Source organism: Saccharopolyspora sp. NPDC045839 (assembly GCF_056431645.1).
The window spans coordinates 104,489-116,281 of sequence record NZ_JBWKKH010000022.1 but is presented as its reverse complement, the minus strand read 5'-3'; the positions used below and the strand labels follow the sequence as shown (position 1 = coordinate 116,281).

11 protein-coding genes and 1 pseudogene are annotated in these 11,793 nt (G+C 67.3%); 7 read left to right on the top strand and 5 right to left on the bottom strand.

Annotated elements, in window-relative coordinates; genetic code table 11:
- Positions 1-115: 115 nt before the first annotated feature.
- Positions 116-940, top strand: a pseudogene (locus AC07EQ_RS27525) (hypothetical protein); the annotation flags it as partial.
- A 501-nt stretch (positions 941-1,441) separates the two neighbouring features.
- Positions 1,442-2,095, top strand: coding sequence for an amidohydrolase family protein (locus AC07EQ_RS27520; protein WP_478390761.1), 654 nt, complete (start codon positions 1,442-1,444; stop codon positions 2,093-2,095).
- A gap of 42 nt (positions 2,096-2,137) precedes the next feature.
- On the opposite strand, the gene AC07EQ_RS27515 is transcribed toward AC07EQ_RS27520, so the two are convergent.
- The 4 genes from AC07EQ_RS27515 to AC07EQ_RS27500 are packed head-to-tail and all read right to left on the bottom strand — an operon-like array spanning position 2,138 to position 6,316.
- Positions 2,138-3,472 carry an SLC13 family permease gene (locus tag AC07EQ_RS27515; RefSeq protein WP_478390760.1) on the bottom strand — a complete coding sequence of 445 codons (1,335 nt, stop codon included), beginning with the start codon at positions 3,470-3,472 and terminating at the stop codon, positions 2,138-2,140.
- Complete coding sequence (locus AC07EQ_RS27510; protein WP_478390759.1) at positions 3,469-4,515, bottom strand: lactonase family protein; 1,047 nt, start codon at positions 4,513-4,515, stop codon at positions 3,469-3,471. The genes AC07EQ_RS27515 and AC07EQ_RS27510 overlap by 4 nt, the downstream gene beginning before the upstream one ends.
- Positions 4,512-4,892 carry a universal stress protein gene (locus AC07EQ_RS27505; RefSeq protein WP_478390758.1) on the bottom strand — a complete coding sequence of 127 codons (381 nt, stop codon included), beginning with the start codon at positions 4,890-4,892 and terminating at the stop codon, positions 4,512-4,514. Before AC07EQ_RS27505 ends, AC07EQ_RS27510 begins: the two co-directional genes overlap by 4 nt.
- A gap of 44 nt (positions 4,893-4,936) precedes the next feature.
- Positions 4,937-6,316: a CitMHS family transporter gene (locus AC07EQ_RS27500; RefSeq protein ID WP_478390757.1), complete on the bottom strand. Its 1,380-nt coding sequence runs from the start codon at positions 6,314-6,316 to the stop codon at positions 4,937-4,939.
- 189 nt (positions 6,317-6,505) lie between these two features.
- Between AC07EQ_RS27500 and AC07EQ_RS27495 the strand changes: the two genes are divergently transcribed.
- The 5 genes from AC07EQ_RS27495 (at position 6,506) to AC07EQ_RS27475 (ending at position 10,576) form a co-directional block, all read left to right on the top strand.
- On the top strand, positions 6,506-7,225 hold the full coding sequence (locus tag AC07EQ_RS27495) for a GntR family transcriptional regulator (protein ID WP_478390756.1): 720 nt from the start codon (positions 6,506-6,508) through the stop codon (positions 7,223-7,225).
- Positions 7,226-7,315: 90 nt separating this feature from the next.
- Positions 7,316-8,368: an Ldh family oxidoreductase gene (locus AC07EQ_RS27490; RefSeq protein ID WP_478390755.1), complete on the top strand. Its 1,053-nt coding sequence runs from the start codon at positions 7,316-7,318 to the stop codon at positions 8,366-8,368.
- 30 nt (positions 8,369-8,398) lie between these two features.
- Positions 8,399-8,701, top strand: a complete 303-nt coding sequence (locus tag AC07EQ_RS27485) for a putative quinol monooxygenase (RefSeq protein ID WP_478390754.1) — start codon at positions 8,399-8,401, stop codon at positions 8,699-8,701.
- Between the two features lie 28 nt (positions 8,702-8,729).
- Positions 8,730-10,115: an NAD-dependent succinate-semialdehyde dehydrogenase gene (locus AC07EQ_RS27480; RefSeq protein WP_478390753.1), complete on the top strand. Its 1,386-nt coding sequence runs from the start codon at positions 8,730-8,732 to the stop codon at positions 10,113-10,115.
- Between the two features lie 26 nt (positions 10,116-10,141).
- Positions 10,142-10,576 carry a cupin domain-containing protein gene (locus AC07EQ_RS27475; protein WP_478390752.1) on the top strand — a complete coding sequence of 145 codons (435 nt, stop codon included), beginning with the start codon at positions 10,142-10,144 and terminating at the stop codon, positions 10,574-10,576.
- A 49-nt stretch (positions 10,577-10,625) separates the two neighbouring features.
- Here the strand turns inward: AC07EQ_RS27475 and AC07EQ_RS27470 are convergent, their stop codons facing one another.
- On the bottom strand, positions 10,626-11,336 hold the full coding sequence (locus AC07EQ_RS27470) for a substrate-binding domain-containing protein (RefSeq protein WP_478390751.1): 711 nt from the start codon (positions 11,334-11,336) through the stop codon (positions 10,626-10,628).
- Positions 11,337-11,793: the final 457 nt, after the last annotated feature.

The window sequence follows — 11,793 nt, the reverse complement described above, 5'->3', positions numbered from 1 at the left end:
CATCGCGCCAACACCCGGTGTCGTGCCAGCAGCACCGACCGGATTGGCAGAGTAATCAAGAGTATCCGTCCTGAACCTGATTCGGTTTCCCTTGAGCTCGATCCGCTCATGACGGGACCGCGTCGTCTCGATCGTGCCCGCGGACACGACGCTGCTCGCCGGCTGGAGCGCACGAGGTACCTACCACCCGCAGTTCTTCGCCGAACTGTGGAAGCCGGGAGAACCTTCCCTGGCACTCCCGATCGCCTGCAAGGGCAACCACAGCAACGCCAAGTACTCCCATCGCCAACTCGCCTCCGCATCGGCTCACGTGGAAGCGGTGCACATCGGGCCCTGGAACGAGACCCCTGCCCTGATCTTCAGCACCGAACTGCCCCCGGACGGCCATGTCACCGTCCACGCACTCCGCGCCGAGGGACGCGGCGGCCGGCTGAGCAAGCCCCACGCCGGGAGTGGTGGTCTGGACGTCAAGCTCAGCGATGCGCATCACGTCCCCGACATCCAACTGCCCGCCAACGGTGACGAGCCTCCTTCCTCGGTCACCGGCTTCCACGTCACACCGGAGCGGTACGAATGGTTCGGGCGGGTGCTCGCGCGCACGGCCGCCGCTGGACTGACGGCCTTCGCCGGCGACGGTGGAGCGACCGCCCAGTACTTGACCAACCGCCAAGGGAAGAAGCACTTCACCGGCTTCGCGCACGCGGCCGCCGGTAGCGTGCAGGATGCGGCCCACACGCTCCTCGGCATTCCTTTCATCGGCACCGACCACGTCTTCCGGCTCAACAGGACCCGTGTTGAGGCCTTCTCTGGCGTAGAGACCACCCTGTTAGACCTCCTGGCGCGCGGCCAAGTGGAGCAGTACCGCCGCAATATTTACGAGCGCCGCTCCTCCTGGCCCAGCAATTCCTGGGACCACTCGTGGAACGGCCCGGTGTCGGTCCAAGCAGTTCAGCCGCTCGTTCGCCGGCCGAGCCGCCTGAGTGCATCCGCTCCAGTGCCGCGGGCCTGCGGAGGTTCTCAGCCCGCGCGTGCGCGCAGCGGCACTCGACCGCAGCAAGGGCTTGCCGTTCAATCCGTCCCGGTTCTTCCCTAGACCCCAAGCACCACCAGTGCCAAAGGTGCCCCACCGAGAGCCCGCCACCTGACATGCAGAAACGCCCGGGCAAGACGGGCCCTTGGCCAACGCAACGCCTCTGACATGACAGCGGTATTCGTACACTGCGTGCCCGAGACCGCCGACGTGCGAGAAGGCGCGCGAGCTAGGTCCCGGCAGTCGATCGCGGTTGGCCTCCCGGGGTTCGGCACCGTCTGAATGTCGCTGACAGAATCTCCGACACGGGTTTCCACAAGCCGCCGAGAGTGACTACCTGGCTACTGCGACAGCCGCACAGTGAGATGTTGAGCGGGGGAATGATGGCGGATTCCAGCGACCGTCGCAACGTTGCTGGCGGTCTATAGTGCCAGCGCAGCGGTGAAGACATCGGCAGAGGGTGCGCCAGCCGAGGATCCTGCGGGGCCGGTGGTTGAGGCGATCCTCCACGTAACGAAGCTCGTCGGCGCTGCGGATGGACAGATCGATGCTTTTCGGAAAGTACTGGCACACAAGGTCATTCGTGATTTCGTTCGTGCCACCGCGGACTTCCTGCTCGACACCACCCGCACCGCGATCAGCCTGATCCTCTCCGGCGCGATGAACCGCTACCCGGGCATCAAGTTCATCCTCGCCCACGCCGGCGGATTCGCGCCCTACATCTCCTACCGGATCCTGCTGACCATGCTCAACACCAAGAACAAGGCCCAGCAGGCCTGGGCGATGCTCAACCAGGACCGCCAGGCCGACAAGGAACTGGCCGTGCTGCGGCAGTTCTACTACGACATCGCCCTGTCCTCCTCCCCCGCCGCACTGCCCAGCCTGCTCGAAGTCGCCGACCCCACCCACATCACCTACGGCAGCGACTACCCCTTCGCCCCCGCCCCCGCCCCCGCAGTCACCTTCCTCAACCGCACGTACCAGAAGTACTCGCTCGACGAGGAACTGCGCGCGGCCATCGACCGAGGAAACTCCGAAACCCTCTTCCCCCGACTGCGGTCGTGAGCCCTGCGCGAGCGGGACCGGACCCGCTCCCGCACACTGTTCTCAGCCGAACAGGATCGGATACAGCGAGACCGCGCCCGGGACGACTGCGGTGAGCACGGCCGACCAGATCAGCAGGCGCCGGAACACCGATTGCTGATCGTCGTGGGGTGTGTTGCCGATGACCAAGGCGCCGGCGATGTGCAGCGGGCTCATGACCACCACGGCCGCCGACATGACCACCGCGACCATGACCGCTACGACGCTGTCCGGTGACCCGCCGGCGACGCTCAGCGCGACCGGGATCATCACGCCCAGGACGGCGAGGGTGGAGGACTCCATGTTCGAGATCAAGCCGGTGATGTAGGAGACGACCAGGATCAGCAGTGCCGGGCTTCCGATTCCGCCGAGCGCGTGCTCGATGCTCGCCAGCGTCCCGATCGTGTTCAACAGATCCAGGTAGATCACCAGACCTGCGAGCAGGAGCACGACGTTCCACGGAACGCGCTTGATCAATTCTCCTTCGGGAGGCCGGAACGCGATCTGGAGCAGGAATGCCAGCGCGATCGCGGTCAGACCGACGTCCAGTTTGAACACCACGGTGATCACGACGAACAGCAGGAGCGAGGCGAGCGAGGCCGTCCTGTACCGAGGTGAGAACCGGGTTTGGGGGTCTTCCTGATCATCGTTTCCGACCGCCGGGTCGTGCCCCGGTTTGTCGGCACCGGTGGAGTGTCCGCCGCCGGCCGCCACCGCCACCGGTGTGCGTTGCTCGCTCAGCGCCGCCACAGCGCGGGTCGACCGGACACCGCCCTGCACGAGGAAGATTCCGGCCGCGACGACGACGTGCAGCGCCATCACGATCGCGTAGAGCTTCCACGGGTCGTAGGTCAACTTGGCGTTGCGCGCGAGGGTTTCCAGCAACGCCCCGGCGGGGCTGAGCGGGGAGAGCCCGGCCGCGTTGGATCCGAGTACGCAGATGACCGCCATCATGAGGTAGTTGAGCCGGTAGGTGCGCGCGATCCGCGCCAGCATCGGCAGCAGGAGGCTGATCGGCGCGGTCGGGAACGCGCCGATCGTGGACAACGCAGCGCCGAGCCCGAATCCGAGCCATGGGATGAGCCAATGCCTTGGCCCGATCGCCCGCAAGGCACGCTCCACCATCCAATTCACGGCCCCACTTCGCTCAGCGTGGGCGAACAGGAGCGTGACACCGACGATCAGGATCACCAGACTCGCCGGGAAGGCCTCCAACGTGTCCTTGACCGAGGTGTGGGTCACCGTGGCCAGGGCCAGGGTGGCGACCAAGGCGGCGATTCCGATGTTGACCTTGCGGAGGATCGAGACGGCGAGAATGGCGGCGAGCACCACAAAGGACGCGATCTGCGTGGGTGTCATGTGAGTCTTCCTTCGGTCCCCCGGGCGAATTCGACGCACACCGGACTGCCGGTGGCGATCACGGGCCCGGACTTCGCGAGGTCGCCGGAGGCAGGATCGATGGCGAAGGGAACGATCGAATCGCTGCGCTCGTTGGCGACCAGCAGGCGGCGGCCGGACGGGTCGAGCGTCATGAACCGGGGAAAATGCCCACCGCACGGAGTCCACCCGGCCGGTTCGAGCAGGCCGGTGCGCGGCTCGATGACGAACCGCGCCACGCTGTCGTGTCCCCGGTTCGAGACGTAGAGGAACCGCCCGTCCGGTGAGATGACGATCGCGGCCCCGCTCGTAGGCGGAGTCCGCGCCGGAACCGTCGGCACGGTCTGCTGCGGCTCCAGATCCCGTCCCGTGCGGTAGGTGGTCACCGAACTCGCCAGCTCGTTGACCACGTAGGCCATCGGCAGGTCGGGGTGTTCGACGAGGTGTCGCGGTCCCGCACCGGAAGCTGTCGCGGTGGCGGCCACGACAGCCGGCGCACTCCGGTCGAGGGAGACATCGAAGATCGTGTCCAGGCCCTTGTCAGGGATGTAGAGCCGATCACGTTCGCGGCTCATGAGCACCTGGTGCGGATGCGATCCCGTCTGCTCGGCGTGCGGACCCGGTGATCCGCGCAGTTCGACGGACGCCGTCACCTCGCCCAGCGCTCCCTCCGGGGTGATGGCGAGGAACGCGACTGTGCCGCTGGCGTAGTTGGCGACGGCGAGGGTGTTCTCGTCGACGACGGTGAGGTGGACCGGGTTGGCTCCGCCGCAGTCGACGGTGTTGACCAGCCGCGGAACGCCCTGCTCGTCCAGGACGAACGAGCTGGCCGTGGAGCCGTCACCGTGCACCGCGTAGAGGTGACGGCCCGTGGGTTCCGTGGTGAGGAAGGAGGGATTGGTGAGCGTGATCGTGTCGCGGTGGCGCCACGCACCGGATCGATCGATATCCCATGTGGACAGACCCGATCCGTGGCCACCACGCTCGGCGGTGGTCCGGCAGCCGACGAAGACTGTGGCGGTCATCGCACGCACACCACCGGCCGTTCGGAGTTGGTCAGGATGTACTGCACGTAGCTGCCGAGCAGCATCTTCATGGTCGCCGACCGGCGGCGCAGCCCGAGCACGATCAGCCGGGCGGATTCCCGGTCGGCGAGGTCCAGCACGAACTGCGCGGCGTCGTCGCCGGCTGAGTGGACGGTGCTCCGCGCACCCAGCTCGCGCGCCCGTTCCGTGAACCGCTCGGTGGTGGCCGACGAGACGTACGGGGGCCGGGCTGGGATATCGGAGGCACCGATGACGATGTGGAGCTGCTCGTCTTCATCGCTGTTGAGGGCCTCGATGGCCCAGTCCAGCGCGGCACCGCTTTGAGCGGATTCGATGGCGAACACCACGATGCTCATATGCCTGCTCCTGAGGTTCGTTGTTCTTTCACCGATCGGGAGGATCAGAAGAAGGGATAGGCACCGACCGCTGCGCCGACGAGCAGCATCACGAGTCCGGTGAGGCTGGCGCGCCAGATGGCTTTGCGCTGGTGGTCGCCGAGTTCGACCTTGGCGAGCCCGACGAGCAGGAGGAAGGAGGCCACCAGCGGGCTGGAGGTGTGCAGCGGCTGGCCGATGATCGCGGCACGGGCCATCTCCTCGGCGGTGATGCCGTAGTGCGAGGCGGTCTCGGTGAGCACCGGTAGTACGCCGAAGAAGAAGGCGTCGTTGGACATGAAGAACGTCAGCGGCAGGCTGAGCACGCCAGCGATTAGCGGGAGTGCGGGCCCGAGCGCGTCGGGGATGATGCTGACCAGCCACTGGGCCATCGCCTCGACCATGCCGGTACCCGAGAGCACTCCGGTGAGCACCGTGGCGGCGAAGACCAGCGAGACCACCGAGACGGCGCTGGAGGCGTGCGCCTTTACCTGGTCAGCCTGCTCGGCGACGCGCGGGAAGTTGATGACCAGACCGATCGCCGAGGCCACCATCAAGGTGACCACCGGCTCGACGACGTCGGCGACCAGCATCGTCATCATGGCCAGGGTCAGCGCGAAGTTGACCCAGATCAGCTTCGGACGCGCGTGGGGGCGTTCGAGGTGCTCGTCGATACCACTGCTGCCGGCACCACCGGCGGCCTTGGTGGACGTGGTCGTGGGTTCACCCGAGCCGACCGCGTGGACCGCGGCGGGCTGCTTGGCCTCGGCTTCCGCATCACTGAGCCCGACCAGGCCGAGTCGCTTTCGCTCCGAGCGGCCGAGGAAGTAGGCCAAGCCGACGACCACGACGATGCCGGCGGCGATCGCCGGGATCATGGGCACGAAGATGCTGACCGGCGAGACGCCCAGGGCAGCGGCGGCACGGACGGTCGAACCGCCCCACGGAACGGTGTTGAGCACCCCGTTGGCGGTCGCGGCGACCACCGTCAGCGTCACGGGGCTCATCCCCAGACGCAAATAGATCGGCAGGAACGCCGAGGTCACGATGATGAACGTGGTCGAACCGTCGCCGTCGAGCGAGACTACGCTTGTGAGCAGGGCCGTGCCGACGACCAGCTTCATCGGATCATGCCCGGCGAAACGAAGGATGGCCCGGATCAAGGGGTCGAACAGACCCACGTCGATCATCATCCCGAAGAAGATGATCGCGAAGAACAGCAGTCCGGCGTTCGGCGCGAGTTCCTCGAACGCCTCCATGATCATGTCGCCCATGCCGAGCCCGGCTCCGGCCAGCAGGCCGAAGGCCACCGGCACCAGGATCAGGGCCACGACAGGGGTCAGCCTCTTGCTCATGATCAGGTACATGAAGACCGTGATCATGGTGAAGCCGAGTACGACGAGCATCTTTGCTCCTCTGGTCGGTCACGCAACACGCGTGGCGCGGCGCGAGGTCGAACACCGCCGACGCACAAGCCGACGTACAGTGCTGTATACAGCGATGGCAGCAGAAGCTACACCGGGCCGGTCCGCGGGGCAAGACCCCACGGCGCTGCTAGGTTCGGAGCAACACCCACAGAGCGGAGAGAGGCTGACGTGACCAAGGGCAAGACCGAGGCGGTGTACACCCAGCTCAAGGAGCAGATCCAGGCCTGGGCGCTCGCCCCGGGAGCGAAGCTCAGCGAAGTCCTCATCGCCGAGCAGGTGGGCGCCTCCCGCACCCCCGTGCGCGAAGCGATCCGGCGTCTGGCTCGCGAAGGCCTCGTGAACTTCACCCCCGGCGAGGTCGCGCAGGTCGCACCGATCTCGTTGCGCGGCGTCCGCGCACTGTTCGAGTTCCGGATGATCCTCGAGCCGGCCGCCATCCGGATGGTGGCCCTCGACGGGCTCACCCGCCCTGACATCCTGGGCCCGTTCCGCACACTCGATCGCGAATTCGCCGACATCGCAGAGGATTTCAACGCGGATGAACCCGAGTTGGACACCGTCGCCACCCGCTTCTACGACCTCGCCGAACGGTTCGACCAGGCCGTGATCACCGCCTGCCACAACGAGCCCCTGGCCACGACCATCTCCGACCGGCGCGGGCAGTCCGCGCGACTCCGGGGTATCGCGCACAACGCTCGCGACCGCATGCGCCGGTCCCATTCCGAGCACCGCCGGATGTGCGAGGCGATCCTCGCCGGCGATCCGGACGCCGCGGCGCGCGAACTCTCGCACCACCTCGCCGAAACCCTCAGGACCATCATCGACGGCCTGACCAGCTCACTCGCCGGAACCGACGGCGTGGACATCGAAATCCTGCCATCGGCCTGATCACGCGGACCTAGCTCACAATCCCGAGTCTCTGGCGTCGCGCCCTCCGCTCTGTATACTGCCCGAAATACAGTTCTGAGGAGGAAGATGATGGTCTCGTGCACGGTCGAAGCGCCGGCGTTGACCGAGTTCGGCACGCGCGTCCTCAGGACGCTGGGCGTTCCTGAACACGACGCCCGGCTGCTTGCCGACAGCCTCGTCGTCGCCGAGCTGTGGGGCCATTCCTCACATGGCCTGCTGCGACTGCCCTGGTACGTCGCCCGCCTGCGCAGCGGTGCGATGCGCGCCGCCGGGGAACCGGAGATCGTTACCGACACCGGCCCGTTGGTCGTCCTCGACGGTCAGGACAGCATCGGCCAGGTCGTCACCGACCGCGCGGCGAGTCTGGGCGTCGACCGGGCGAAGGCGCACGGGATCGCCGGTATCGCAATTCGCGACTCCAACCACTTCGGCACGGCCGCGTACTTCACCCGCCGGATCGCCGACGCCGGGTGCCTCGCCCTGCTGGCCACCAACGCCAGCCCGGCGATGGCCCCGTGGGGCGGCCGGGAGAAGTCCGTCGGCACCAACCCGTGGTCAATCGCCGCGCCCGCCGGCTCCTACGGCACCGCCGTAATGGACATCGCCAACACCGCGGTCGCGCGCGGCAAGATCTACCTCGCGAAGGAGCGCGGCGAGCCGATTCCCGAAGGCTGGGCCGCAGACGCCGACGGCGTGCCGACCACGGATCCGCGCGAAGCGGTCGACGGCCTGATCCTGCCCATGGCGGGCCACAAGGGTTACGCGATCTCGTTCATGTTCGACATCCTGGCGGGTGTCCTGACCGGCAGCTCCTTCGGCGCCGACGTTGCCGGGCCATATGACCCCGAGCGCCGGTCCGGGTGCGGGCACTTCCTCATGGTCGTCGACATCGCCGCCGTGCAACCCGTGGAGGAGTTCACCTCCCGGATGGAATTCCTGGTCGCCGAGACGAAGGCCGTCCCCACCGCCTCGGGCGTTCCGGAGATCTTCGTGCCGGGCGAGATCGAGCAGCGCAACCTCGCCCGCAACTCCGCCGCCGGCATCACGCTCCCGGCCAAGACGTGGCAGGACCTCGGCGAACTCGCCGCCTCCACGGGCGTGGCCATGCCCGAAGCTAACTGACCGATCACCCGAGAGATCAAGGAGTCACCCATGCTCGCGCTCGTCGTCTCCCTGCGGGTCAAGCCCGGCCACCGGGACGCGTTCCTGGAGGCCATCAGCAAGAACGCCCATTCCACGTTCCACGACGAACCCGGCTGCCATTACTTCGACGTCAACGTCGACACCGCCGACGATCATCACTTCGTCTTCTACGAGCTCTACACCGATCAGGCCGCGGTGGAAGCGCACCGGACGACGCCGCACTTCGCCGAGTGGCGCAAGGCCGTCGCAGAGCACGTCGTGCCCGGAAGCCAGAACAACACCCTCGCCGAAACCCTGCGCCACCACGCGTGAAACCGATCCCTCCTCGTTGAGAGGCCTCATGAGCACCACGATCACCACCATCAACCCGGCCACCGGCGCCGAGATCGCCACCTACCCAGGTCACGACGCCGAGCACGTCGAGGCGGCCCTCGCCGCCACCCACGAAGCAGCGGCGAAGTGGGCAGCCACCCCGCTTCAGGACCGGCTTGCCCTGCTCGCGAAACTCGCCGACTCCCTGCGCGCGCACTCCGCGGAGTACGCGGACCTGATCACCCGTGAGATGGGTAAGCCGCTGGCCGAGGCCGCCGGCGAGATCGAGAAGTCCGCCGTCACCGCCGACTACTACGTCGGCACAGCCCCGGAGATCCTGGCCGACGAGCCGGTCGACATCGACGGAGCCCGGGCCTGGATCGGCTACGAGCCGATCGGCGTGGTCTACGCGGTCATGCCGTGGAACTTCCCGTTCTGGCAGGTCATGCGCTTCGCGATCCCGACGCTGGCCGCCGGGAACGCGGTGCTGCTCAAGCATTCCCCCAACGTCACCGGCAGCGCGATCGCCATCGAGCAGCTGCTCGTGCGCGCGGGCTTCCGGCCCAACCTGCTCACCACGCTCGTCATCCCGGAAACCGAAGTCGCCGCCGTCAGCGAGAAGCTCATCGCCGATCCGCGGATCGCCGCCGTCACGCTGACCGGCAGCAACCGGGCCGGTGCCGCCGTGGGTGCGCTGGCGGGGCGCGCGGTCAAGAAGTCCGTTCTGGAGCTCGGTGGTTCGGACGCGTTCGTGGTCCTCGACGACGCCGACATCGAGGCTGCATCCACCGCTGCGGTCAAGGCGCGCTTCACCAACTCCGGGCAGAGCTGCGTCTGCGCCAAGCGCTTCCTGGTCGCCGACAGCATCGCCGAGAATTTCACCCGGCAGTTCGTCGACAAAACCCGCGCACTCACCGTGGGAGACCCCACCAATCCCGGCACGCAGGTCGGCCCCATGGCACGAGCCGACCTGCGCGACCAGCTGCACCTCCAGGTGGAGAAGTCCATCGGCCAAGGCGCCCAGCTGCTCACCGGCGGAGAGCCGGTCGACGGCCCCGGAAACTGGTACCAGCCCACCGTTCTCGCAGGTGCAGGCCCCGGTGTCACCGCCTTCGAGGAGGAGACCTTCGGCCCGGTAGCCGCGATCGCCACCGCCACCGATGACGACGAGCTCGTCGCGCTCGCCAACTCCAGCGACTACGGCCTGGGCCTGAGCATCTGGAGCACCGACACTGACCGCGCGATCGCGGTCGCCCGCCGAATCACTTCCGGCGCCGCGTTCGTCAACACCGTCGTGGCCTCCGACCCGCGCGTCCCGTTCGGCGGAACCAAGCACAGCGGCCACGGCCGCGAACTCGCCACCGCCGGCATCCGCGAATTCACCAACGTCCGCACCTACTGGGTCGCGCACTGACCACCCCGGAACCAGACAGGAGCACCATGTCCACCGAAACCACCCCCAACTGCGGCACCTTCCCGCCGTGCGTCCTGCACACCGCCGGCCTGGAGTCCTTCTCACGCGGCGGCGGGGCCCGAACCATCCCGTTGGTCACCAAGGCGCGCGGAGCCGAGATCTTCCTCAACGGCCAGACCCTCTTCGAAGGTGGCGCCGGTATCCCGCTGCACACCCACAACTGCCCGGAAAGCGTCGTCATCCTCGAAGGTGACGCCGTCGTCGAAATCGACGGTGAGGAGCACGAACTCACCACCTTCGACACCACCTACGTCGCCGCCGGAGTCCCCCACCGCTTCCGCAACGCCTCCGACACCGCCCCGATGCGCATCCTCTGGACCTACGCCTCGGTCGAAGCCACCCGCACCATCGTCGAAACAGGCATCACCACCCGAGTGGACACAGAACACGCCAAGCGCTGATCTGCGGCCGGGTACCGCCGGGTTGCCGCCCGTACCGGCAACCCGGCGGCTACCAGGTACGTGCGATGTGCTGGAGGCGGTCGCGGACGCGGAGCACGTCGGGGTTGACCTCGGCGCCCGGACGTTGCACGAGGAACAGGGTGTTCAGCGGTGGTTCCTCGGGCTCGTGGAACTGGACAAGGCGTCCGGTATCGAGGTGTTCCTGGCACAGCGAGCGCGGCAGCACGCTGCACCCCGCACCGGAGTTGACCGCAGAGAGAACCGCGTAGAGGTTGGGCACGGTCAGCGCGGCTCGGGTGGTGAGCTGCTTTCCAAAGATCGTGCGCCAGTACCGGCGCACGATCGGCAGGTCCTCGGCATAGGTGACCAGCGGAACTTCCCGCAACGCCGCACACAGATCCGCGCCGTCGCCGATGCGCTCGGCCCAGGTTGGGGCGGCGACCAGGACGTATTCCTCGTCGGCCAGCGGAATCAATTCCAGGGCACGCCCGCGCGGGCGGCGGGTGGTGATGACCAGGTCGTGCCGGCCGGCGCGCAGCTCCTCCAGCAGCGGCTCGGGAAGACCGTGCGTCACCCGCAGCTGCACCCCATCGGTGACCAGCGGAGCGAGCGCGGGCAGCACCCGCACGCACAGCAGCTCCGACGGCCCCGCCAGATGCACCGGCTCAGCCTGTGCCGACGCCCCGTCCAGGGCGGCCAGGGAGTCCAGCGGTCCCGCGATCTGCCCGGCCAGCTCGTGCGCGAGCGGGGTCGGCTCCACACCACGCGGCGACCTCGTGAACAACTCCCGGCCCGTGTGCTGCTCCAACGTCCGGAAACCGTGCCAGAGCCTTGTCGGCTCTGTCCAAGGTTTCGTGATCGACTGTGGCGATCCGGGCCGGCCCTGAGGTTGAGCGGGTTTGATGTGATCATCTTCGCCGTGTGATCGAGTGGCTGGACGTTACCAATTGACAGTCCCTTCCCTTGCGGATTGAAGCGGTGGTGGCAACTCGCCTGATCACGACAGGGTTGTGACCATGACGAGGTTCCCGGATCGGTCACCGGGAACGGCAGCCGGGACACATGTTGTCGCCGGTAGTGCTGTGGCGGTGCCGGTCGGCTGGTGGTGCAACGTGTCCGTGTAGGTGCCAGTCGCGACCGTCGTAGGACCAGTGCAGCAGGTCTTCCTTCCAGGGCTGGAAGAGCAAGAACATTCGTTCGTGTAGTTCGGTTTGGAT